This is a genomic window from Pseudorhodoferax aquiterrae (assembly GCF_014652235.1).
In the GTDB taxonomy this organism is placed as follows: Bacteria; Pseudomonadota; Gammaproteobacteria; order Burkholderiales; family Burkholderiaceae_C; genus Pseudorhodoferax; species Pseudorhodoferax aquiterrae.
The window spans coordinates 10,076-33,433 of sequence record NZ_BMYK01000041.1; the positions used below are offsets into that span (position 1 = coordinate 10,076).

The following is a 23,358-nucleotide window of genomic DNA, read 5'->3' on the forward strand; positions in this document are numbered from 1 at the left end:
GCGCGCCGCCCGCCGCCGACACCGCGCCCCGCGCGTCGCTGCGTACAACGGGTGCAGTGGACTCGCACGCATCCGTCGGCTGCGGCCCTGCACTGCGTCCCACCACCACACACCGGAGGAAACACGACATGGCGCCATCCCACGGCCTGGGCATCCGCAGCAAACAGCCCGACACCGAAAAAGTGGACGAAGCCGAGCGCAAGGTCGGCGCCGTGCTGCAGGAACTCGAAGAGGAGGCCGACATGGAGGTCAAGGACATCGACCTCGAGGAGGTCGTCGACACCGACGCGCAGGACAGGCCGGTGGTCAAGAAGGCGGTCGACATCCAGGCCCAGCAGCGTCCCCAGAGGAAGGGCTGGGCGCGCTGAGAGCTGCGGGCCTGCGCACACCGCCATGGCCGAATCGAGCTACCGCGATCCCGGCTCGGCCGAGGAACTCACCGCGCACAACGTGCGCGCCATGCGTCATCTGGACGACGCTGCGGCACGGCAGGAGACCGCGGCCGACCGGGCCGCGGCGCGCATCGCCCATTGGTGCGTGCGCATCCAGTTCGTCTGGCTGCACGTGGCCTGGTTCGGCGGCTGGATCGCCTTCAACAGCCTGCCCATGCTGCCGCATTTCGACCCCTATCCCTTCACCTTCCTGGTGCTGGTGGTGTCGCTGGAGGCGATCTTCCTGTCCACCTTCGTGCTCATGAGCCAGAACCACGAGATGCGCATCACCGAGCGGCGCAACAAGCTGGACCTGCAGATCAACCTGCTGACCGAGCAGGAGAACACCAAGGCGCTGCAGCTGCTCGCGCGCATCGCCGACAAGCTCGGCGTGGAGGATCCCTCGGGCGGCCTGGCGGCCCTGGAGGAGGCCACGCGCCCGGACAACCTGGCGCGCCAGATCGACCAGGCCTACCCGGAAGACCGCCGCTGAGGGTGCGGCCGCACCGTGGATGCGGCCGGCGCGGCGGAGTCAGAAGCTGTGAATGAATCGATCACGGTCACGACTGGGTACGCCGGGCCACAGGCGTAGGCGCAGGCCGCCGCCCGGGCTCGTGCCCGGGCAAGGACTGCAACGCCCGCCTGTGGCTTGGCGTGCCCCGGCCCGAAGGGCGAGGCCCCGGGGCGCGACGCTGACCATGCAAGCCGGCTTTCACGGGGCCTCGCGTGGCCGTGAGGGATTCGTTCACAGCTTCTCAGACCCGGGGTGGATCGGTCTCGCGCTCGGGGTGGCGGTGGCGCGCCACGGTTTGCGCGAAGGCCTGCAGCGCCGCCTCGCCATCGCCATCGCCGGGCACCAGGCCCGGGTCGGCGCTGCCGTCTGGCAGTTCCCAGGGGATGCCGGCCTGCTCCAGCAGCGCGCGCGCATCGGCCGGCACCAGCAGCGTCTTGCCGTGGCGGTACTGGTCCTTCACGAACTCCAGCGCCTGCCCGTTGGCGGCCAGTGCGGCGATGGCCTCGGCGCCTTGCGGCAGCACCACTGCATCGAACAGGAAGCCGGGCTCGTTCTCGAGCGAGGCATCGGCCTGCACCGTGTCGCCCTGGGCCGTGGTGATCGCGCCCACGTGCGGTCCGACGATGCGCGGTGCGGCGCCCTGGTCGGCCAGGGCCGCGACCTGGGCCTGCAGCAAGGCCCCGTCCGCGCCATCGGCGGCCAGCAGCGCGACCATGCGCGCGCGGATGCCCATCTCGCCCGGGCGGGCCAGCAGCGACAGCGCGGGCGATTGGCGCACCTCGGGCTTGGCCGGCTTGGCCAGTGCGCGCGGCAGCGGCTCGGGCAGCGTGCGCATGCCCAGGCCGTCGGCCACCTTGCGCGCCAGCGTCTCGGACACGTTGCGCAGCGAGGCCACCATGCGTTCGCGCACGGCCGGCACCGTGAGCTTGGACAGCTCGAAGCGGAAGGCCTGCGCGATGTGCGCCTGCTCCACCGGGCTCTGGCTCTCGTAGAACAGCGTGGCCTGGGTGTAGTGGTCGGCGAACTTCTCGGGCTTGGCGCGCACCTTGCCCTGTTCCGCCTTGGCAGCGATGCGCGCCGGCACCGAGACGAAGCCTTGCACCGCACCGGCCTGGAACGGGCAGCCGCCGGCCAGCGAGTTGGGCTCGTAGGACACGCGGCCACGGTGGATGGCCTGGCGGTGCATGCCGTCGCGCTGGTTGTTGTGCACGGGCGCGATCGGCGCGTTGATCGGGATCTCGTGGAAGTTCGGCCCGCCCAGGCGCGAGATCTGCGTGTCGACGTAGGAATGGATGCGGCCGGCCAGCAGCGGGTCGTTGGAGAAGTCGATGCCAGGCACCACGTGCGCGGTGCAGAAGGCCACCTGCTCGGTCTCGGCGAAGAAGTTGTCGGGGTTGCGGTTCAGCACCATGCGGCCCACGGGCTGCACCGGGACCAGCTCCTCGGGAATGATCTTGGTGGCGTCCAGGATGTCGAAGCTGAAGCGTTCGGCTTCCTCCTCGGTGAAGACCTGCACGCCGAGCTCGTACTCGGGGTAGTTGCCCGACTCGATGCGCTCCCACAGGTCGCGGCGGTGGTAGTCGGGGTCGGCGCCGGAGATCTTCACGGCCTCGTCCCAGACCAGCGAATGCGTGCCGGCCTTGGGCGTCCAGTGGAACTTGACGAACACCGAATCGCCGTCCTCGTTGACGAAGCGGTAGCTGTGCACGCCGAAGCCCTGCATGGTGGCGTAGCTGCGCGGAATGGCACGGTCGGACATCACCCACATCAGCATGTGGGTGGACTCGGGCATCAGCGAGACGAAGTCCCAGAAGGTGTCGTGCGCGCTGGCCGCCTGCGGCATGCCGTGGTGCGGTTCGGGCTTGACGGCGTGCACGAGGTCGGGGAACTTCATCGCGTCCTGGATGAAGAACACCGGGATGTTGTTGCCCACCAGATCCCAGTTGCCCTCGTCGGTGTAGAACTTCACGGCGAAGCCGCGCACGTCGCGCGCGGTGTCCTTGGAGCCGCGCTCGCCCTGCACGGTGGAAAAGCGCACGAACACCGGCGTGACCTTGCCGGCCTCGCGGAACGGCGCCGCCTTGGTGTATTGCGTGAGCGGCGCATAGCACTCGAAGAAGCCGTGCGCGCCGGAGCCGCGCGCATGCACGATGCGTTCGGGGATGCGCTCGTGGTCGAAGTGCGTGATCTTCTCGCGCAGGATGAAGTCTTCCAGCAGCACGGGGCCGCGCACCCCGTACTTGAGCGAGTTCTGGTTGTCGGCGATGGGCACGCCCTGGTTGGTGGTCAGGCGCTGGCCGGTGGAATCCACGCGCACGCGGTCCAGCGGGTCCACGGTCGGGTTGCCGCCCTCCGGTGCCACGCCGCCGGTCTTGGCCGAGGCATTGGCTTCCGACAGCGTGCTCGCCCCCGGTAGCCGCGACGGCGGCGCGATGCTCACGCCGGGCTTGGGCGCCACGCCGTTCACAAAGCCATGTTCGTCGGGTTTGGTCGGGTTGGACGGCATGCCGGCCGCCAGGGCCTGCACTTCGGCTTTCTGCCGGGCCGCAGGATCGGCCGGATCGCTGGCCGGGCCCTCGGCCGGGCCGCTGTCGGTGTGGTGCGCCGGCGCCCGGGAGCTGCGGGAACGGGCAGGGGTGGCGCGGGGCGCAGCGGCGGACTTGGGAGACTTGGCCATGGTGTTCGTGGGGTCCTGTGTGTCGCGGCGACATTGCCGACCCGACACGCTACGCGGGCGCCCCGTGCAGCGGTGTAGGACGCCGCGACTGCCGCAGATGCGCGGACGGCCGACGGATGGGCACGCGGCGGGCCCCGTAGGCTGCGCGGCATGCCTCGCCAGACGCCTGCGGCCGATGCCCAACCCGCACTGCGCGCCACGCCGCTGCCGCATGCCGAGCGCGTGCTGGTGCTCGTGGATTTCATCAACCCGCTGGACTTCCCCGGGGCCGAGCGCCTGCTGCCCGGTGCGCTGCGCGCCGCGCGGGCCACGGCGCGGCTCAAGCAGCGGCTGGCCCAGGCCGGCGTGCCGGCCATCTACGCCAACGACCACTACGGCACCTGGCATGCCGAGTTCAGCGACGTGCTGCGCGCCTGCCAGGCACTGCCCGGCCCGCGCGGCCAGATCGCGCGGCTGCTGGCCCCGGCGCCGCAGGACCTGACCATCCTCAAGCCGCGCCATTCGGCCTTCTTCGCGACACCGCTGGACCTGCTGCTGCGCCAGATGCAGGCGCGCGAGATCGTGCTCGTGGGCCTGGCCGCCGACATGTGCGTGCAGCTGAGCACCGCGGAGGCCTACATGCACGGCTACAGCGCCTGGGTGCCTTCGGACTGCACCGCCGCCGAGACGCCCGAGGCCAAGCGCCGCGCGCTGCGGCACATGGCCACCGTCATGAAATGCGACGTGCGCGCCTCCACGGCAGGCGCGGGCCGGACGCGCGCGGGCCGGGTGGTCGCGCAGCCCGGCTGAGCCACGCCACAGGCGAAGCCGTCCGCGCAGGCTTTGCGCTCCCGTCCGACGCGCGCGGCTGCCACGGCCTGCCATGCTGAGCCCATGAACGCTCCCAAGAACACCCCTGGCGCCGTGCCCACTTCCTCCAGCCGCAACCGTCACGCGAACAAGCGCACCCTGACCGTGGCGGCCGTCATCGTCGGCTTCCTGCTGTTCGCGGTGTTCTTCCCTTGGTAAGGGAGCGGACGGCGCTGCGCGTGCTGCTCGTGGAGGACAACCCGCACTGGCGCGCGCAGCTGCGGCGCTGGGCTGTCGCTGCCGGCCACGCCGTGGCCCATGAGGCGTGCACGGCCGACGAGGCCAATGCCTGGTTGGCGGCCCATGCCGATGGCTGGGATCTGGCCCTGGTCGATGCCTTCCTGGCCAGCGGCAATGGCTACACCGTGCTCAAGCACTGCCTGAAGCGCCATGCGCACCAGCGCGTGGTGATGCTCTCCAACTACGCGCGGCCCGAAGCGCGGCAACAGGCCCTGCGGCTCGGCGCCGACCGCTTCTTCGACAAGGACACGGAACTGGACGCCTGCCTCGCGTACTGCTTCACGGACGGGCAGGCCTGCACGGCGGCATGAGCGCAGGCCGTCGCCGCCGGTCGGACGCGACGGCCGCGCCGACGCGTCCTGCGCCGACAGAGGCGGCGCCTGCGCGTGCCCAGACTGCTGCGCTGTTTCCTCCAACGTCCCTTTGTCCATGACCCTTCTTCCTCCCCGTTCCCTGCGCACGGCCGTGCTCGGCCTGGGCGCGTTGTGTGCGCTGGCGGCCGCGGCCCAGCAGGGCGACGGCACCGACGTGCCGGTCCGCACCCATGTCTTCAAGCCCGACAAGGTCGAAGTGACGCAGGCCCGCGTGCAGGGCCTGCAGGCCCCGCCGGGCTTTGCCGTCTCGGTGTTCGCGGCCGGGCTCAAGAATGCGCGCATCCTGGCGGTGGCGCCCGACGGCAGCGTCTACCTGAGCCGGCGCGACCAGGGCGACGTGGTGCTGCTGCGCGACGATGACGGCGACGGCCGTGCCGACGGCGCGGGCGTGATCGTCGCCAACCGGCCCGGGGCGCACGGCCTGGCGGTGCACGATGGCCAGCTGTACATCGCCACGGTCAAGGAGCTGTTCAGGGCGCCGATCCTGCAGGGCGGCCTGCTGGGCCCGCTGCAGATGCTGCTGGGCGACCTGCCCGACGCGGGCCAGCATCCCAACCGCGCCATGGCCTTCGGCCCCGACGGCATGCTCTACCTGAGCGTGGGCTCGACCTGCAATGCCTGCAACGAATCCAACCCCGAGAACGCGGCGATGCTGCGCATCGCACCGGACGGCAAGAGCCGCACCATCTTCGCCAGCGGCCTGCGCAACACCATCGGCTTCGCCTGGGAGCCGCGCACGGGCGCGCTGTGGGGCATGGACCACGGCATCGACTTCCTGGGCGACGAGGTGCAGCCCGAGGAGCTCAACCGCATCGAGCGCGGCCGCCAGTACGGCTGGCCGCACATCTGGGGCAAGGACGGCGTGAACCCGCAGAGCACGCCCGTGGGCGAGATCTCCAAGGCGCAGTGGGCGGCCCTCAGCACGCCCATGGTGCTGGGCTACACGGCCCACGCCGCGCCCATGCAGATGCTGTTCTATACCGGGGGCATGTTTCCGGCCGCGTACCAGGGCGATGCCTTCGTCGCCATGCGCGGCTCGTGGAACCGCAAGCCCGCCTCGGGTTACGAGATCGTGCGCATCCGCTTCTCCGATGGCGAGCCGCAGAAGTTCGAGCCCTTCGTCACGGGCTTCCTGACCGATGGCGGCAGCACCCACGTCGCGCGGCCCGTGGGTCTGGCCATGGCGCGCGACGGCGCGCTGCTGATGGCCGACGACGCCAACGGCGTGGTCTACCGCATTGCCTACACCGGGCAGGGCGCCGGTGGCAGCGCCGCCGCGCCGCCCGCCGAGGCCATGCGCGCGCAGGCCATGCGCGGCAGCGGCGTGCCGCTGGCCCTGGAGCGCGAGGAGACGCGCACCACCGGCAGCCTGCAGGTGGCTTCGGCCAGCATCGCGCCGCAGGGTGCGATCCCGCTGCGCCACAGCGAGTATGCGGACGGCGTGTCGCCGCAACTGCGCTGGGATCCCGTGCCCGGCGCAAAGTCCTATGCGCTGGTCATGGAAGATCCCGATGCCCGGCCGGTCACGCCCTTCGTGCACTGGCTGGCCTGGAACATTCCGGCCTCCACCACGCAGCTGCCCGAGGGCCTGCAGGAGCAACTGCGCCTGACCGCGCCCGAGGGCGTGCTGCAGGGCACGGGCACGCGCGGCTCGCCGGGCTACTACGGTCCGCGGCCGCCGGTGATGGACCCGCCGCACCGCTACCACTTCCAGGTCTTCGCGCTGGACCGCATGCTGGACCTGCCGCCCGGTGCCGACCGCGACGAGCTGCTCGCCGCGATGCGCGGCCATGTGTTGGCCAAGGGCGTGCTGGTGGGCATCTTCCAGCAACAGGCTGCGCCGCCCAAGTAAGCGCTGCATGGCGCTCGTTCTCCTACGCGCCGCGGCCGCCTTGGCCGACGCACCGTGCGCATTCACCCGTGCACAGTCGCCCGATGCCCACCACCGACGACCGCGCCCGGCCCGAACCGCTTCCACCTTATGGCCAGGCCGCCGGCGGGTGGGGCTCCATCAAGGCAGTGGCGCGCAGCCTCGTCCACGAAGGCGCGCCGCTGGCCACGGCCCAGGCGCTGCGCCGGCAGAACAAGCCCGGCGGCTTTTCCTGCGTGGGCTGCGCGTGGGCCAAGCCGGCCAAGCCGCACCTGGCCGAGTTCTGCGAGAACGGCGCCAAGGCCACGGCCTGGGAACTGACGGACAAGCGCCTGGGCCCGGACTTCTTCGCGGCCCACACGCTGGCTGCGCTGCGCGGCTTCAGCGACCACGCGCTGGAAGCCGGTGGCCGGCTCACCCACCCCATGCGCTACGACGCCGCGAGCGACCGCTATCTGGCGGTCGGCTGGGAAGAGGCCTTCGCGGCCATTGGCGCCGAACTGCGCGCGCTTCGCGCAGACGATCCGCAATCCGTGGTCTTCTATGCCTCGGGCCGGGCCTCGCTGGAGACCAGCTACCTGTACCAGCTGCTGGCGCGGCTGTACGGCAACAACAACCTGCCCGACAGCTCCAACATGTGCCACGAGAGCACCTCGGTCGCCTTGCCCCAGACCATCGGCGTGCCGGTGGGCACGGTAGCGCTGGAGGATTTCGCGCAGACCGAGGCGATCTTCTTCTTCGGCCAGAACGTGGGCGTCAGCAGCCCGCGCATGCTGCACCAGCTGCAGGAAGCGAGGGCGCGCGGCGTGCCCATCGTGACCTTCAATCCGTTGAAGGAGGTCGGGCTCGTGCACTTCGCGAACCCGCAATCGCCGCGCGAGATGCTGACACCGGCGGAGACCGCCATCAGCACCCAGTACCTGCAGGTGCGCAACGGGGGCGACATCGCGGCGCTGACGGGCCTGTGCAAGTGGCTGGTCGAGGCCGACGACGCGGCCCGGGCCGCCGGTGCGCCGCGCGTGCTCGACGCGGCCTTCATTGCCGAGCACACCCAGGGCTTCGAGGCGTTCGCCGCGCACCTGCGTGCGGCACGCTGGCAGGACATCGAGTCGCACAGCGGGCTGGCGCGTGCTGCGCTGGAGCAGGCCGCCGCCACCTACGCCGCGGCGGGTGCCGTGCTGGGTGTCTACGGCATGGGCCTCACGCAGCACCGCCAGGGCGTGGCGAACGTGCAGATGCTCAGCAACCTGCTGCTGCTGCGCGGCAACATCGGCAAGCCCGGCGCCGGCATCTGCCCCGTGCGCGGCCACTCCAATGTGCAGGGCCAGCGCACGGTGGGCATCACCGAGAAGCCCGAACTCGCGCCGCTGGACCGGCTCGCGCAGCTCTACCGCTTCGAGCCGCCGCGCACGCCGGGCCGCAACACGGTGGCCACTTGCGAGGGCGTGCTCCACGGGGCGGTGCGCGGCTTCGTCGGCCTGGGCGGCAACTTCCTGCGTGCCGCGCCCGACACCGAACGGCTGGAAGCGGCCTGGGGCCGGCTGCAGCTCACGGTGCACGTGGCCACGCGGCTCAACCGCAGCCACCTCGTGCCCGGCCGCGCGGCCTGGCTGCTGCCCTGCCTGGGCCGCATCGAGATCGACCGCCAGGGCAGCGGCGCGCAGACCGTCTCGGTGGAGGATTCCACGGGCTGCTTCCACGCGTCGGACGGCGTGGCCGAGCCCGCCGACCCGGGCCTGCGTTCCGAACTGGCCATCGTCGCCGCGCTGGCCCAGGCCACGCTGGAGCCGCGTGCCGAAGTGCCCTGGGCACGCTGGACGCACGACTACGCGCTGGTGCGCGAGGCCATCGAGGCGACCTGGCCCGAGGTGTTCCAGGACTTCAACGCGCGGCTGCGTGAACCCGGCGGCATCGCCAAGCCCAACCCCGCGCGCGAGCGGGTCTGGAAGACCGACAGCGGCAAGGCCTGCTTCGTGCTGCCGCCCGCGCCCGCGCCGCAGGCGCCGCCCGACGTGCTGCGCCTCATGACGCTGCGCAGCGACGACCAGTTCAACACCACCGTCTACAGCCTGGACGACCGCTTCCGCAACGTCTGGGGCACGCGCAGCGTGCTGCTCATGCACCCGGACGACATGGCCGCGCGCGGCCTGGCCGAGGGCGATGCCGTGCTGGTGCACGGGGTGGCCGACGATGGCCACCAGCGCCGCCTGCACGGGCTGCGTGCGCTGCCCTACGACCTGCCGGCCGGCTCGGCGGCCGGCTACTTCCCCGAATGCAATCCGCTCGTGCCGCTCGGCCACCATGCCGAGGGCAGCCAGGTGCCGGCCGCCAAGTGCATCCCGGTGCGCGTGGAACGCGCCAGCGCCTGAATCAGCGCCAGGCGGCCGCCAGCAGGGCCAGGCCCGAGAGCAGCAGCAATGCGTCCAGCAGGCGCTGGAACAGGGTCTCGGGCAGGCGCAGCACGGAGGCCTTGCCGGCGAAGGTGCCGCCCATCAGCGCGGCGCCCACGATGAGCCCCTTGGCCAGCACGTCCCAGGGCAGACCCCCGAGCTGCGCGAAGGCCAGCGACTTGGCCACGTACAGCAGCAGTGCACTGGCCGCCTCGCTGCCGATGAAAGCGCCCTTGACCAGGCCGTAGGCCGAGAAGGCCGGCACGCTGAGCGGCCCGGTCGACAGCACCAGGCCGGTCAGGTAGCCGATGACGGCACCGGCCACGGCCAGCTGCCACAGCTGCAGCCGCCACTGGCGCCGCTGCAGCCAGTGGCGCAGCGGCACCATGAGCACGAAGAACAGGCCGAGCGCGATGTCCACGGCGTGCGCGGGCAGGGCCCACAGCGTGCGCGCGCCCAGCGCCGCGGCCGGCGCGCCGGGCAGGGCGTAGGCGCAGACGGCGCGCCAGTCCACCAGGCGCCACCAGGCCAGCACGCGAGAAGCGTTGCCGACCACGGCCGCCACCGCCATGATGGGCACGGCCTGCCTGGGCCCGAAGGCGTGGACCAGCACCGGCAGCAGCATCACCGACGATCCCGTGCCGATCACGCCGCTGACCGCCCCCGCGACCAGCCCCACCAGCAGCACCGCCGCATAGCCCTCCAGCATCCTGTGTCACTCCCTTGGCGCCGATTGTGGCGCGCGGACCCTCGGTTGCCCCCAGCTCCTGTGGACAACACTGTGAAGAAGGCCGGGGCAGTGGCAGCGGGCCCAGCAACGGCGCGGCCTGCGACGGATTGCCCAATCGCTGGGCAGTGGATGCAGCGGCTCGCTTGCTCGGAAAACGCATAAGCGCGCGCACATTTATTCGTTCTCATCAGAGACAGGGCTTCGGACACTGGCGCCATCCCCTTTGTTGGAGACCCGTCCATGCTGCCCCGTCCCCCCGCGCCAGCCGAAGCGCCCACCCCTGAAGCGCCGTTCTGGCGCAGCGCATTGCGCCATTTCGGCGCTGCGCTGCTGGCCGTCGCCGTCATCGCGCTGGCCGTGGGCCTGCTGTCCATGCCCGTGAAGGCGCAGACCCGGCCAGAGCTACGCATCGGCTACCAGAAGTCCGCCAGCCTGTTCGTGCTGCAAAAGGCGCAGGGCACGCTGGAGAAGCGGCTCGCACCGCTGGGCTTCGGCGTGAAGTGGGTGGAGTTCCCGGCCGGCCCGCAGCTGCTGGAAGGCCTGAACGTGGGCGCGGTCGACGTGGGCTACGTGGGCGAGGCGCCACCGATCTTCGCGCAGGCCGCCGGCGCCAGATTCGTCTACATCGGCGTCGATCCGGCCGCGCCGCGCGCCGAGGCCATCCTGGTCGCCAAGGATTCGCCGATCCAGAGCGTGGCCGACCTCAAGGGCAAGAAGGTCGCGCTGAACAAGGGCAGCAACGTGCACTACCTGCTGGTCAAGCAGCTGGAGAAGAACGGCCTGAAGCTGTCCGACATCCAGCCCATCTACCTGCCTCCGGCCGACGGCCGTGCCGCGTTCGAGAGCAGGAACGTCGACGCCTGGGTGATCTGGGACCCGTTCCAGGCCGCAGCGGAGAAGGCCGGCGGCGCCCGCATGCTGGCCGACGGCACGCCCGACGTGGTCAACAACTACCAGTACTACCTGGGCGAGCGCGGCTTCGTGCAGAAGAACCCCAAGGTCGTGCAGGCGCTGTTCGCCGATGCGGTGGAGCAGGGCATCTGGCTCAAGAAGAACCTGCGCCAGGCGGCAGAACTCATCGCGCCGCTGCAAGGCCTGCCGGTGGACGTCGTCGAACTGGCGCTGTCCCGCTACGAGTTCAACGTCAAGCCCATCACCCGCGAAGTGGCGGCCGACCAGCAACGGATCGCCGACACCTTCCACGCGCTCAAGCTGATTCCCAAGCCGATCAAGGTCAGCGAGGCCGTGGTGTTCGCCCAGGACTGATCCCTCCCAGAGAACCGAGACATGACTTCCATCTCCCTTGCGCGCCGCCGGCTGGTCCAGGCCACGGCAGCGGCTATCGCCCTGCCCACTTTCGGCGCGTTCGCGCAGGCGCCGCAGCGCACGCTGCGCATCGGCCACCAGAAGGGCGCGCTCAACGTGCTCAAGGGCCGCGGCACGCTGGACAAGCGTCTGGCGCCGCTGGGCGTGGCCATCAAGTGGACCGAGTTCACGGCCGGCCCGGTGCAGCTGGAGGCGCTCAACGTCGGCTCGATCGACTTCGGCGACGTGGGCGAGGCTCCGCCGATCTTCGCCCAGGCCGCGGGCGCCCCGCTGGCCTACGTGGCCGCCACCGTGCCGCGCCCGGCCTCGGAGGCGGTGCTGGTGCCCGCGCAGTCGGCCGTCCGGAGCGTGGCCGACCTCAAGGGCAAGAAGATCGCGCTGAACAAGGGCAGCAACGTCCATTACTTCATCGTCAAGCTGTTCGAAAAGCACGGCCTGGCGTACGGCGATCTGAACCTGGTCTACCTGCCGCCGGCCGATGCGCGCGCGGCCTTCGAGAAGGGCTCGGTCGACGCCTGGGTGATCTGGGACCCGTTCCTGGCCGCCGCCGAAAAGACGCTGGGCGCCCGCGTGCTGGCCGATGCGCAGGGCGTGGTGGGTAACCGGGCCTACTACTTCTCCTCGCTGGACTATGCGGCGAAGAACGCCGATGTGCTGGCCGCCGTGACCGAGGAGATCAACGCGCTGGACCGCTGGTCGGAGGCCAACAAGGACGCCTTCGCGGGCGAACTGGCCACGCTGCTGGGCCTGCCCAAGCCGGTGCTGGACCTGTCGGTCGGCCGCAGCCGCTACGGCACGACGCCGATCACGCGCGCCATCCTCGCAGAGCAGCAACAGATCGCCGACACCTTCCACGCATTGAAGCTCATCCCCAAGCCGATCAAGGTGCTCGAGGCCGCCGCCCCCGGCATCGCCGCCTGATCCCGTTCCCACCACTGTCCCCACAGCCATGCAAGTCTTCTGGTTCCTCCCCACCCACGGCGACAGCCGTTACCTGGGCACCGGCGAAGGTGCGCGCCAGGTCGATCTTTCCTACCTGCAACAGGTGGCCGGCGCGGCCGACCGTCTGGGCTACGAGGGCGTGCTGATCCCCACCGGCCGCTCCTGCGAAGACCCCTGGGTCATCGCCTCCAGCCTGGTCGGCGCGACGCAGCGCCTGAAGTTCCTCGTGGCCGTGCGGCCCGGCCTGCACCAGCCGGCGCTGGCCGCGCGCATGGCCGCCACCTTCGACCGCCTCTCGGGCGGGCGCCTGCTCGTGAACCTGGTGACCGGTGGCGACCAGGGCGAGCTCGAAGGCGACGGCGTGTTCCAGGACCACGCCACACGCTACGAGCAATCGGCCGAGTTCATCCGCATCTGGCGCGAGATCCTCGCGCGCAGCCATGGCACGGACACCTATGACTTCGCGGGCAAGCACCTGAGCGTGAAGGGCGCGCGGCTGCTGTACCCGCCGGTGCAGAAGCCGCATCCGCCGGTGTGGTTCGGTGGCTCCTCTCCGGCCGCGCAGGACCTGGCGGCCGAGCAGGTCGAGGCCTACCTGACCTGGGGCGAGCCGCCGGCCGATGTGGCCGGCAAGGTCGAAGCCGTGCGCACGCGCGCGGCGCAACAGGGCCGCAAGCTGCAGTTCGGCATCCGGCTGCACGTGATCGTGCGTGAGACCGAGGAGGAAGCCTGGGCCGCGGCCGACGCGCTGATCAGCCGGCTCGACGATGCCACGGTGGAGCGCGCCCAGGCGGTGTTCGCCAAGATGGATTCGGTGGGCCAGCAACGCATGGCCGCGCTGCACGCCAAGGCGCGCGCCCAGGGCGGCGCCCACAGCCGCTCGCGTGCGGCGCTGGAGATCAGCCCCAACCTGTGGGCCGGTGTCGGCCTGGTGCGCGGCGGTGCCGGCACCGCCCTTGTGGGCAGCCCACAGAGCGTGGCGGCACGCATCCAGGAGTACGCCGAGCTCGGCATCGAGACCTTCATCCTGTCGGGCTACCCGCACCTGGAAGAGGCCTACCGCTTCGCCGAACTCGTGTTCCCGCTGTTGCCGCTGCGGCTGCGCGAGCGGCTGGCCGGCGGCAACGTGACGGGACCGTTCGGCGAGGTCGTGGCCAACCTGGATGCGCCGGCGCGGCTGGCTTCCCAGAGCTGAGGCGAGGAAAGCGCGATGAGCACGCTGAGTTCCGAGATCCGCGAACCGCAGGTCACGCCGCTGCCGGACGTGACGGACCCACCCGAGCGCAGCGAAGCACCGGCCTGGATCGCCGGCGCGGCGCGCCAACTGCTGCCCTGGCTCGTGCCGGTGCTGCTGATCGTGGTCTGGCAGGCAGCCTCCAGCCTGGGCTGGCTGTCCACGCGCGTGCTGCCCGCACCCGTCGACGTGGTCACGGCCGCCTGGACACTGACCGCCTCGGGCGAACTTTGGACGCACGTGAAGGTCAGCGCCGGCCGCGCGTTGCTGGGCCTGGCCATCGGCGGCGGCCTGGGGCTGCTGCTGGGCCTGCTGACGGGCTCGGTCAAGTTCTTCGAGACGCTGCTGGACTCCACCATCCAGATGGTGCGCAACATCCCGGCGCTGGCGCTGATCCCGCTCGTGATCCTGTGGTTCGGCATCGACGAGTCGGCCAAGCTGTTCCTGATCGCGGTGTCGGTGTTCTTCCCGATCTACCTCAACACCTTCCACGGCATCCGCAACGTGGACCCGCAGCTGATCGAGATGGGCCGCACCTACGGCCTGTCGCGCTGGCAGCTCTACAAGGAGGTGATCCTGCCCGGCGCGGTGTCCTCCATCCTCGTGGGCCTGCGCTTCTCGCTGGGCCTGATGTGGGTGATCCTGATCGTCGCCGAGACCATCTCGGCCCAGGCCGGCATCGGCTACCTGACCATGAACGCGCGCGAGTTCCTGCAGACCGACGTGGTGCTGGTCGGCATCCTGCTCTATGCGCTGCTCGGCAAGCTGGCCGATCTCTTGGCCCGCGGCCTGGAGCACTGGTGGCTGCGCTGGCACCCGGGCTACAACAAGTGAATGCCATGACATCCATCTCCCTGCATCGCCGCACGTTGCTCGGCGCCGCGGCATCGCTGGCCGCCGGTGCCGTCTGGCCCCAGCCCGCGCCCGCCACCGTGCGCATCGGCTACCAGAAGTCGTCCACGCTGACCGTGGTGCTCAAGGCCCAGGGCACGCTGGAGCGCCGGCTCGCACCGCTGAACGCCAAGGTCAGCTGGCACGAGTTCACGAGCGGCCTGCCGCTGCTCGAAGCGCTGAACCTGGACAACCTGGACTTCAGCGCCGACGTGGCCGACACCGTGCCGGTGTTCGCCCAGGCCGCCGGCGCGCAGCTGACCTTCGTCGCGCAGGAGGCGCCGTCGCCCACGGCCCAGGCCATCGTGGTGCGCGCCGACTCGCCGCTGCGCAGCGTCGCCGAACTCAAGGGCAAGAAGGTCGGCTTCGCCAAGGCAGCCGGCGCGCACTACCTGCTGATCGCCGCGCTCGAGCAGGCCGGCCTGTCGTTCAAGGACATCGAGCCCGCCTACCTCACCCCGGCCGACGGCCGCGCCGCGTTCGAGCGCGGCGCCATCGACGCCTGGGTGATCTGGGATCCGTTCCTGTCGGCCGCGCAGCGCCAATCGAATGCGCGCGTTCTGGCCGACGGCACCGGCATCGCGAGCTACCAGCGCTACTACCTGGCCAGCACCAAGTTCGCGCAGGCGCGCGCCGACGTGCTGGAGGTGATCTACGCCGAGCTGGCCAAGGCCGGCCAATGGGTCAAGGCCAACCCCGATGCCGCGGCCGCGCTGCTGGCGCCGGTCTGGGGCGTGGACGTGCCCACCGTGCTGCAGGCCAATGGCCGGCGCAGCTATGCCGTGCGCGCGGCCGTGCCTGCGGGCCTGGCGGAGCAGCAGAAGATCGCCGACGCCTTCTTTGCCGAGAAGCTGTTGCCGCGGCGCGTGAACGCGCTCGACATTCCGCTGTTCAAACCCGGGAGTGCGACATGAGCGAAGGCGGCGTGCGCCTGCAGGCGCGCAACCTGTCCAAGCGCTACGGCGCGCGCACTGTCCTGCAGCACACGCAGCTGGACATCGCGCCCGGCGAGTTCATCGCCATCGTGGGCCGCAGCGGCTGCGGCAAGAGCACCTTGCTGCGCCTGGTGGCCGGCCTGGAAGAGGCCAGCGGTGGCAGCCTGCAGGTGGATGGCCAGGCCATCGCGGGCCTGAACCCGCAGACCCGCATCATGTTCCAGGAGGCGCGCCTCTTGCCCTGGAAACGCGTGCTGGACAACGTGCTGCTGGGCCTGCCCGAAGCGGCGCGCCCGCGCGGCGAGGAGGTGCTGGCCCAGGTCGGCCTGGCCGAGCGCGCACGCGAATGGCCGGCCCGCCTGTCCGGCGGCCAGCGCCAGCGCGTGGCCCTGGCACGCGCGCTCGTGCACCGGCCGCAATTGCTGCTGCTCGACGAGCCGCTGGGCGCGCTGGACGCGCTCACGCGCATCGAGATGCACCGCCTGATCGAGGGCCTGTGGCAGCGCCACCGCTTCACGGCGCTGCTGGTCACGCACGACGTGCAGGAGGCCGTGGCCCTGGCCGACCGCGTGGTGCTGATCGAGGATGGCCGCATCGCGCTGGACCAGCGCATCGAGCTGGCGCGCCCGCGTTCGCAGGGCGACGCGGCCTTCGCGGCCATCGAAAAACGCATCCTCGACCGCGTGCTGCAAAAGCCGGCGGTCGAACGACCCGAACCCGACCGCCTGCAGCCGGCGCATGCCCTGCGCTGGGCGGTCTGAACCTTCACTTCACCAGGAGATTTTTGTCATGAGCATCCAAGCCATCAACGTGCGCAACCAGTTCCGCGGCAAGGTCAAGGAGATCATCCGCGGCGACGTCGTCTCCGAGGTCGATGTCGAGACGCCCTGGGGCATCGTCACCTCGGTCATCACCACGCGCTCGGTCGACGAGCTCGCGCTCAAGCCGGGCTCGGACGTGGTCGCGCTCGTGAAGTCGACCGAGGTGTCGATCGCCAAGCTCTGAACGCAGCGGGGCCGCGCGATGGCTTAGCATCGCCGGCGCCCATGCCTGCCCACGACGACTCTTCCGTCTCCTTCCTCGCGCGCATCCGCGCGCTGCTGGACCAGCTGCCGCCCACCGAGCAGCGGCTGGGCCGCTTCATCCTCGACTTCCCGGGCGAACTGGCGAGCTACAGTGCCTCCGAGCTCGCCGCCCTGGTGGGCGTGTCCAACGCCAGCGTGACGCGCTTCGTGCAGCGGCTGGGCTATGCCAGCTATGAGGAAGCGCGCCGCCATGCGCGCGACCAGCGTTCGGCCGGCTCGCCGTTGTACCTGGCGCCGCGCCCGGCCGGCACGCCCGGCGGCGGCATGGCGGCACATGCGCAGGCCGCACAGGACAACATCGCCGCCACCTTGCGCGGCCTCGACGACGCCCGGCTCGACGCCATCGCCCAGGCCATGGCGCAGGCGCGCGCGGTCTGGTTCCTGGGCTTTCGCAACAACCGCAGCTTCGCGGCCTACCTGCGCTGGCAGCTGGCCCAGGTGCTGCCGCGCACCCAGGTGCTGCCCGGGCCCGGCGAGACGCTGGCCGAGTACGCGGTGGACATCGCCGCCGGCGACGTGCTGGTGGTGTTCGCGCTGCGCCGCAGCCCGGCCGTGGCGGCGGACTTCGCGCGGCACGCCGCGCAATCGGGCGCCCAGGTGGTGTTCGTGACCGAGCCCTCGTCGGCCGAGGGCGCCGGTGCGCGCTGGCTGCTGCACTGCCACACGGCCGCGCCCGGCCCGCTGGACAGCCACGTGGCGCCGATGCTGCTGTGCGAGCTGTTGGCCACGCGCACGCTGCAGGCCGCCGGTGCGGCCGGCCGCCAGCGGCTGGCCGGCGTGGAGGCCGCGCACGCCGCGCTGGGCGAGTTGCGCACCGCGCCGCGGGGCGACGACGCCTGAACCGGGCTCCCGCGCCCCTGCTGGCGCGGCCCGGGACCAGCCACCGGCCCCGACACCCTGCCTCCTCCACCTGCAGCACGCACGGGTTTGTCCCGATGTTTTTGAAAACTTGTTTTCACAAACAATCTGGTCTGAAAAATGCTTTTCATAGCCCATGCCCGTCGCGGGCACCACGCGGGTGCGGCCGAAGCGGCCGCCCGCCCTTCAGCGCAGGCAATCAGGAGGTATCCACCATGGCCGGAGAAGCGATCATCTCGGCATCGGCGCCCAAGACGGCGCAGATGCACCAACTCGAATCGGCGCTCGAGCAGATCGGCGTCACGCGCTCGCACAAGAGCATCATTTTTCTCGTGGTCTGCGGTGTGCTGTTCGACGTGTTCGAGCAGAACGCCGTGGGCCTGGTCGGGCCGCTGCTGCGCCAGCACTGGGGGCTGGACGCGACCGACATCGGTTTCCTCAACACCATCACCTTCATCGCCGCGGCGCTCGGGCGGCTGGGCTCGGGCTACTGTGCCGACCGCTTCGGCCGGCGCTTCATGCTCAACGTGAACCTGGCGCTGTTCACGCTGGGCGCCGTGCTGTGTGCGCTGGCGCCCAACTACGCGGTGCTGGCGCTGGCGCGCTTCATCGTCGGCCTGGGCCTGGGCGGCGAGATCACGACAGCCGTGACCATGCTGGCGGAGTTCTGTTCGTCCCGGTTCCGCGGCACGGCCGTGGGCCTCATCAACGTGGGCGGCGGCGGGCTGGGCAACATGCTGGCGCCGGCCTTCGCGCTGGGCGTGTTCGCGCTGTTCCCGGGCGAGAACGCCTGGCGCTGGCTGTTCGGCGCGCTGGTGCTGCCGGCCGTGTTCATCGTGTTCTACCGCCGCTTCGTGCCCGAGACGCCGCGCTACCTGCTCTCGCAGGGCCGCGTGGAGGAGGCCAACCGCGTGCTGTCCATGCTGGCCGCCGGCAAGCTCGCCAATGCGCAGTTCCCGCTGCACGCCTACATCACGGCCGATGCGCAGGCGGCCGCGGCGCCGGTGCGCAAGACGCGGCTGGCCGACATCTTCAGCGGTGGCTACGCACGGCGCACCATCGCGGTCGGCGTGGCCTCGTGGATGACCTTCGGGGCGCAGCTGTCGGTGCTCACGCTGATGCCCACCATCCTCGTCGCGCAGGGCTACTCCATCACCAAGAGCTTCGCCTTCACGATCGTGATGCAGTGCGGCAGCCTGCTGGGCGCCATCGCGGCCTCGGTGCTGGGCTACAGGTTCCCGCGCAAGCGCGTGCTGACCATCGGCGCGATCGCTGCCTGCCTGGCCGGCCTGGCTTTCGGCAACCTGACCTCCAGCGTGGCCATGGTGCTGGTCTGCGGCGCGCTGTTCCAGTTCTGCGTGCTGACGCTGAACACCTCGATCTGGATCTACGCGCCCGAGCTGTACCCGACGCGCATGCGCGGCCTGGGTACCTCGTTCCTGCTCGCGCTGGGCACGGTGGGCGGCGCGCTGTCGCAGCTGCTGGCGGGCCGGATGTTCGACCTGCATGGCGTGGCCGGCATGTTCGGCATGATCGCGGCCATGTACGGCATCTTCGCGCTGGCCGTGCAGTTCGCGCCCGAGACCTACGGCAAGTCCATCGAGGACGAGGCCGAGGCCGGCGCGCCGGACCTGGCCCTGCGGTCGGCGCCGGCTGCGCGCTGAGGGGGACGGCATGGCGCGCAAGGTGCTGCTGATCAACCCCAACACCTCGGCCGCGACGACGGCGATGATGGCCGAACTGGCCCGCGCGGCGCTGCCGCCGGCGCTGGCGCTGTGCAGCGCCACGGCGGCGCGTGGCGCGCCCATGATCACGAGCGACGCCGAACTGGCCACCGCCGTGGACGAGGTGCTGGCCATCGGCGTGCGCGAAGCCCCCGGTGTCGCCGCTATCGTGGTGGCCGCGTTCGGCGATCCGGCCCTGGCCCTGCTGCGCGCGCGCGTGGCCGTGCCCGTGGTCGGCATCGGCGAGGCCTCGATGCAGGAGGCGGCCGCCGGTGGCCGGCGCTTCGGCGTGGCCACCACCACGCCGGGCCTGGCCGAGTCCATCGCCCAGGCCGTGGCGCGGCTGGGCCTCTCGGCGCAGTTCAGCGGCACGCGCATTCCCAAGGACGATCCGCTGCGCCTGGCGGCCGACCCCGGCCTGCAGGACCGGCTGCTGGGCCAGGCCGTGCGCACCTGCATCGAGCAGGACGGCGCACAGGCCGTGGTCATCGGCGGTGGCCCGCTGGCGCAGAGCGCGGCGCGGCTGGCCGGGCAGTTCGGCGTGCCGGTGGTCTCGCCCGTGGCGGCGGCGATGCGGCGCGTGGCGGCGCTGCTCTAGGGTCGGCGCGCGCGCGGCTCGCGCGTCACGAGCCAGATTCCCACGCAGACCAGCACCAGCGCGATGGCGTTGCGCCACTCGAGGATGGTCTCGTGCAGGAACAGCGCCGACAGCAGCGCGCCGAACACCGGCACCATGAAGTTGAAGGCCGTCACCAGGCTCACGCGGTTGTGCTTGAGCAAGAGGCTCCAGAGCGAGATCGCGAGCGAGGACAGCAGCACCATGTAGGCCAAGAGCCCGGTGGATGCCGGCGTGAAGCGCGTGAGCGCACCGCCCAGCGCATAGCCCAGCACCAGCAGCGCCGCGCCGCCGATGGCCAGCTGCCAGCCCGTCATGACGATGGGGTCCACGCCCTGCGAGATGCGCTTGCCGTAGATGCTGGCGCCCGCCAGCACGGCTGCCGCGATCACCACGAAGCCCTCGCCCAGCAGCGAGAAGTCCAGGGCCAGCACGCCGCCCAGACCTGCACCGAGGTTCACCACCATCACGCCCGCGAAGCCCACCGCGCAGCCGATCGCCTTGCCGTAGCTGAGCCTGTCGTTGGCGTAGATCCAGTGCGCCAGCAGCACGCTGAAGAAGGTGCCGGTGGCGTTCATGATCGAACTCTTGACGCCCGTGGTGTGGGCCAGGCCGATGTAGAAGAACCAGTACTGCAGCGCGGTCTGCACCAGCCCCAGCAGCGCGAACTGGCCCAGCGTGCGCGCCGGCCAGCCACCCACGCGCTTGCCGCTCGCCGCGGCGAAGGCCAGCAGCGCCACCCCGGCCAGCGCGAAGCGCCAGCCCGCGAACACGAGCTTGGAGGCGGTGTCGTCCCTGGCGATGCCGAACAGCGCATAGCCGGCCTTGATGGCCGGATAGGAGCTGCCCCAGAGCAGGCAGCAGAACGTGGCGAGCAGGAACACGGTCCTGCGGTCGGTCAGCGCGCAAGGCCGGGCCGGCGGAACGGAGGTAATGGGGGCCGACATGGGCAGCGTGGATGAACCAAAACGGTGCATTGTGCCTCGTTGTACGACAACTTGCCGGCGCCACTCCTTCTAACCGGGGCTGTTATGGCGCTGATGCAGGCGAGTTGTGCGATGACTCGAGCTTGTCACCGCGCGGTCAGGCGGGCTTTGGCATGATGGCGCCCCATGTCTGCCAACGCCTCCGACGCGCGCCCCGCAGGGCGCCTGGTCTACTGCCTGTGTGCCGAGTGGTGCGGTGTCTGCCGCGAATGGCGCGCCCGCTTCGACGCGCTGGCCGCCGCCCATCCGCAGGACCGGTTCGTCTGGGTCGACGTGGACGCGCAGGAGGCCGTGCTCGACGTCCTGGACATCGAGACCTTCCCGGTGCTGCTGATCGCCGACGGCGCCACGCCGCTGTTCTGCGGCCCGGTGCAGCCCCAGCTGCCGGTGGTCGAGCGGCTGTTGCAGGGCTTGCAGCAGCCGGCCGCTGGCGTCGATCCCGCGGCGCAGCCACTGCTGGACCTGCTGCAGGCCTCCTGAATCCTCTTTGCTCCCGGTGCCGATGCCATGACGCTTTCCATGCCCCCACGCCTGCCCACCTACTTCATCTCCCACGGCGGCGGCCCCTGGCCCTGGATGAAGGCCGAGATGGGCGATACCTACGCCAGGCTCGAGGCCGCGCTGGCCGACATGCCGCGCCAGCTCGGCCGCAAGCCCGCCGCGGTGCTGATGGTGTCTGCGCACTGGGAGGCGCCGGCCTTCACGGTGCAGGCCGGGGCCCGGCCCGGGATGGTCTACGACTACGGCGGCTTTCCGCCGCACACCTACCAGGTGCATTACCGCTCGCCGGGCGCGCCTGCCATCGCGGCGCGCGTGCAGGCGCTGGTGCAGGCGGCCGGCCTGCCGGCGGCCGTGGACGCCGAGCGCGGCTACGACCATGGCATGTTCTCGCCCATGCAGGCGATCTATCCGCAGGCCGACGTGCCGGTGCTGCAGCTGTCGCTCAGGCGCGGCCTGGACCCGGCCGAGCACCTGGCCCTGGGCCGGGCGCTGGCGCCGCTGCGCGACGAGGACGTGCTGATCGTGGGCAGCGGCCTGAGCTACCACAACCTGCGCGCGTTCGGCCCGCAGGCAGCGGCGCCGTCCAAGGCCTTCGACGACTGGCTGGGCCAGGCCCTGGCCAGCGCGCCCGCGCAGCGCAGCCAGGCCCTGGTGGACTGGGAGCAGGCCCCGGCCGCGCGCATCGCGCACCCGCGCGAGGAGCACCTGATCCCGCTCATGGTGGCGGTCGGCGCGGCCGAGGACGAGCAGGCCGTCCGCGTCTACCACGAGAGCGACTTCGTGGGCGGGCTCTCGGTGTCGAGCTACCGGTTCGGCGCGGCGGCCGGCGACGCTGCCTGAGCCTGCGGCGCCGTGCGCCGCTGGAATGAAGCCAGCAGCGCGCCCGTGCCCACGTCGAGCAGCTTGAGCGCGATGGCCTCGCCCAGCCCGGCCGAGTGCTTGAAGCCGTGGCCCGAGCAGGCCGAGGCCACCCAGACGGGCAGGCCGTCGCCGAGCCGGTCGACGACGAAGTCGCGGTCGCGCGTGACCGTGTACATGCAGGCGCGCGAGCGCAGCGCCTGCGGTCCGGCCTGCGGAAAGCGGCCCGCGACGCGGCTGGCGTGCATGGTGGCCGCTTCCTCGGCGCCGACCTCGCGCTGCAGCGCCTCGGGCGTGGTCGATGCCAGGTACTGCTCGGTCGCCACCTTGAATGCGGGCTGCACCGGGTCGGCGGTCGGGAAGCCGTAGAAGTAGTCCTCCTCGGCCTCGCCGTACATCCAGATGAAGACCGGAAAGCGACCCGGCGCGAAGGCCGGCGCGACCTCGGGCGGCAGCGCGAACCAGTGCATGGTCTGGCGGTAGATGGCGAACTCCTCGGCCCAGCCAGGCTGGCCCAGGCCCCGCAGCAGGCCTGGCAGCCAGGCGCCGGCCGACAGCACGACCTGGCGCGCGCGGTGGCGGCCCTGGTCCGTCACCAGCGTCACAGCGCCGTCGCCGTGCGGCTCCAGCGCGAGCACGGTCTCGCCGCTGCGCAGCTGGGCACCGGCCGCGCGCGCCACGGCCAGCTGGGCGCGGATGGCCTGCTCGGGCCGCACCACGCCGGCCTCGGGCTCCCAGTAGCCGATCTCGTCCCCGCGCAGCGCGAACGGCGGGAAGCGGCGCCGGATCTCGCGCGCGTCCAGCAGCTCGTGCGCGATGCCGTGGCGCTGTGCGCTGCCGATCGTGCGGTGCAGGAAATCGGGCTTGCCATGGTGCAGCCGGCGGCTGCGCTCGCTGCCCAGCACCAGGCCGCCGGTGGCCTCGTACAGCGGCACGCCGGTCTGGCGTTCCAGTTCCCGCCAGATCGCGTGCGAGCGCCGCACCAGCGGCACATAGGCGTCACCCTCGCCGATGGCCAGCCGCGTGATGCGCGACTCGCCGTGCGAGGAGCCGAAGTCGTGCGGCGGCGCATGCCGGTCCAGCCCCAGCACCCTTGCGCCGCGCTGGGCCAGCGGGCGCACGATGGCACTGCCCAGCGCGCCCAGGCCGACCACGGCCACGTCATAGGGTTCGTCGGCAACGGCCATGGCGTCAGAGCGGGTTCAGATCCGGGAACGCGTCCACGCGCTGGACGGGCCTGTGGCCGGGGCGCCGAGCAGGGCTGCGGCGCGTTGCAGGGCCTGGCGGCGGTGCAGGGGAAGAGGCATGGGGCGATCCGCGGTGGTGA

23 protein-coding genes are annotated in these 23,358 nt (G+C 71.3%); 19 read left to right on the forward strand and 4 right to left on the reverse strand.

The window, feature by feature from the left end; translation table 11 throughout:
• Positions 1-128: 128 nt before the first annotated feature.
• On the forward strand, positions 129-368 hold the full coding sequence (locus tag IE209_RS31160) for a hypothetical protein (protein WP_189690747.1): 240 nt from the start codon (positions 129-131) through the stop codon (positions 366-368).
• Between the two features lie 25 nt (positions 369-393).
• Positions 394-924, forward strand: coding sequence for a DUF1003 domain-containing protein (locus IE209_RS31165; RefSeq protein ID WP_189690748.1), 531 nt, complete (start codon positions 394-396; stop codon positions 922-924).
• 262 nt (positions 925-1,186) lie between these two features.
• Here IE209_RS31165 and IE209_RS31170 read toward each other — a convergent pair whose 3' ends face one another.
• Positions 1,187-3,622, reverse strand: coding sequence for a catalase (locus tag IE209_RS31170; RefSeq protein ID WP_189690749.1), 2,436 nt, complete (start codon positions 3,620-3,622; stop codon positions 1,187-1,189).
• A gap of 150 nt (positions 3,623-3,772) precedes the next feature.
• On the opposite strand from IE209_RS31170, the gene IE209_RS31175 reads away from it, so the two are divergent.
• From IE209_RS31175 to IE209_RS31190, 5 genes are all read left to right on the forward strand, one after another.
• Positions 3,773-4,411: a cysteine hydrolase family protein gene (locus tag IE209_RS31175; RefSeq protein WP_189690750.1), complete on the forward strand. Its 639-nt coding sequence runs from the start codon at positions 3,773-3,775 to the stop codon at positions 4,409-4,411.
• A gap of 84 nt (positions 4,412-4,495) precedes the next feature.
• Positions 4,496-4,630 (forward strand): hypothetical protein, encoded by a 135-nt coding sequence (locus IE209_RS34275; RefSeq protein ID WP_268245986.1) that lies wholly within the window; start codon positions 4,496-4,498, stop codon positions 4,628-4,630.
• Positions 4,624-5,022 (forward strand): response regulator, encoded by a 399-nt coding sequence (locus IE209_RS31180; protein WP_189690751.1) that lies wholly within the window; start codon positions 4,624-4,626, stop codon positions 5,020-5,022. Before IE209_RS34275 ends, IE209_RS31180 begins: the two co-directional genes overlap by 7 nt.
• Before the next feature lie 118 nt (positions 5,023-5,140).
• Positions 5,141-6,937 carry a YbhB/YbcL family Raf kinase inhibitor-like protein gene (locus tag IE209_RS31185; RefSeq protein WP_189690752.1) on the forward strand — a complete coding sequence of 599 codons (1,797 nt, stop codon included), beginning with the start codon at positions 5,141-5,143 and terminating at the stop codon, positions 6,935-6,937.
• A gap of 83 nt (positions 6,938-7,020) precedes the next feature.
• Entirely contained in the window at positions 7,021-9,324 is a 2,304-nt protein-coding gene (locus IE209_RS31190) for an FdhF/YdeP family oxidoreductase (RefSeq protein ID WP_189690753.1), read from the forward strand.
• Position 9,325: 1 nt separating this feature from the next.
• Here the strand turns inward: IE209_RS31190 and IE209_RS31195 are convergent, their stop codons facing one another.
• Positions 9,326-10,054, reverse strand: a complete 729-nt coding sequence (locus IE209_RS31195) for a sulfite exporter TauE/SafE family protein (RefSeq protein WP_189690754.1) — start codon at positions 10,052-10,054, stop codon at positions 9,326-9,328.
• A 261-nt stretch (positions 10,055-10,315) separates the two neighbouring features.
• Here IE209_RS31195 and IE209_RS31200 point away from each other — a divergent pair, with 261 nt between their 5' ends.
• From IE209_RS31200 to IE209_RS31245, 10 genes are all read left to right on the forward strand, one after another.
• Positions 10,316-11,341, forward strand: a complete 1,026-nt coding sequence (locus tag IE209_RS31200) for a sulfonate ABC transporter substrate-binding protein (RefSeq protein WP_189690755.1) — start codon at positions 10,316-10,318, stop codon at positions 11,339-11,341.
• Between the two features lie 21 nt (positions 11,342-11,362).
• Positions 11,363-12,322 (forward strand): sulfonate ABC transporter substrate-binding protein, encoded by a 960-nt coding sequence (locus tag IE209_RS31205; RefSeq protein WP_189690756.1) that lies wholly within the window; start codon positions 11,363-11,365, stop codon positions 12,320-12,322.
• 28 nt (positions 12,323-12,350) lie between these two features.
• On the forward strand, positions 12,351-13,538 hold the full coding sequence (gene ssuD, locus IE209_RS31210) for an FMNH2-dependent alkanesulfonate monooxygenase (protein ID WP_189690757.1): 1,188 nt from the start codon (positions 12,351-12,353) through the stop codon (positions 13,536-13,538).
• 15 nt (positions 13,539-13,553) lie between these two features.
• The gene (ssuC, locus tag IE209_RS31215) at positions 13,554-14,411 is read left to right on the forward strand and encodes an aliphatic sulfonate ABC transporter permease SsuC (protein WP_373305465.1); all 858 of its coding nucleotides are present in this window, start codon (positions 13,554-13,556) and stop codon (positions 14,409-14,411) included.
• Positions 14,412-14,416: 5 nt separating this feature from the next.
• Entirely contained in the window at positions 14,417-15,382 is a 966-nt protein-coding gene (locus IE209_RS31220) for an aliphatic sulfonate ABC transporter substrate-binding protein (protein WP_189690758.1), read from the forward strand.
• Positions 15,379-16,164 (forward strand): ATP-binding cassette domain-containing protein, encoded by a 786-nt coding sequence (locus IE209_RS31225; RefSeq protein WP_189690759.1) that lies wholly within the window; start codon positions 15,379-15,381, stop codon positions 16,162-16,164. The genes IE209_RS31220 and IE209_RS31225 overlap by 4 nt, the downstream gene beginning before the upstream one ends.
• A 28-nt stretch (positions 16,165-16,192) precedes the next feature.
• On the forward strand, positions 16,193-16,408 hold the full coding sequence (locus IE209_RS31230; RefSeq protein WP_056670856.1) for a TOBE domain-containing protein: 216 nt from the start codon (positions 16,193-16,195) through the stop codon (positions 16,406-16,408).
• A gap of 41 nt (positions 16,409-16,449) precedes the next feature.
• Complete coding sequence (locus IE209_RS31235; RefSeq protein ID WP_189690760.1) at positions 16,450-17,328, forward strand: MurR/RpiR family transcriptional regulator; 879 nt, start codon at positions 16,450-16,452, stop codon at positions 17,326-17,328.
• Positions 17,329-17,561: 233 nt separating this feature from the next.
• Entirely contained in the window at positions 17,562-19,010 is a 1,449-nt protein-coding gene (locus IE209_RS31240) for an MFS transporter (RefSeq protein WP_189690761.1), read from the forward strand.
• Between the two features lie 10 nt (positions 19,011-19,020).
• The gene (locus IE209_RS31245) at positions 19,021-19,668 is read left to right on the forward strand and encodes an aspartate/glutamate racemase family protein (RefSeq protein ID WP_189690762.1); all 648 of its coding nucleotides are present in this window, start codon (positions 19,021-19,023) and stop codon (positions 19,666-19,668) included.
• Here the strand turns inward: IE209_RS31245 and IE209_RS31250 are convergent.
• Positions 19,665-20,633, reverse strand: a complete 969-nt coding sequence (locus tag IE209_RS31250; RefSeq protein ID WP_189690763.1) for a DMT family transporter — start codon at positions 20,631-20,633, stop codon at positions 19,665-19,667. The two genes, IE209_RS31245 and IE209_RS31250, sit on opposite strands and share 4 nt — an antisense overlap.
• 165 nt (positions 20,634-20,798) lie before the next feature.
• Between IE209_RS31250 and IE209_RS31255 the strand changes: the two genes are divergently transcribed.
• Both IE209_RS31255 and IE209_RS31260 read left to right on the forward strand, forming a co-directional pair.
• On the forward strand, positions 20,799-21,152 hold the full coding sequence (locus tag IE209_RS31255) for a thioredoxin family protein (protein WP_189690764.1): 354 nt from the start codon (positions 20,799-20,801) through the stop codon (positions 21,150-21,152).
• Positions 21,153-21,191: 39 nt separating this feature from the next.
• The gene (locus tag IE209_RS31260; protein WP_229883149.1) at positions 21,192-22,013 is read left to right on the forward strand and encodes a DODA-type extradiol aromatic ring-opening family dioxygenase; all 822 of its coding nucleotides are present in this window, start codon (positions 21,192-21,194) and stop codon (positions 22,011-22,013) included.
• On the opposite strand, the gene solA is transcribed toward IE209_RS31260, so the two are convergent.
• Positions 21,977-23,218 (reverse strand): N-methyl-L-tryptophan oxidase, encoded by a 1,242-nt coding sequence (gene solA, locus IE209_RS31265; RefSeq protein WP_189690766.1) that lies wholly within the window; start codon positions 23,216-23,218, stop codon positions 21,977-21,979. The genes IE209_RS31260 and solA overlap by 37 nt on opposite strands.
• Between the last annotated feature and the right edge of the window lie 140 nt (positions 23,219-23,358).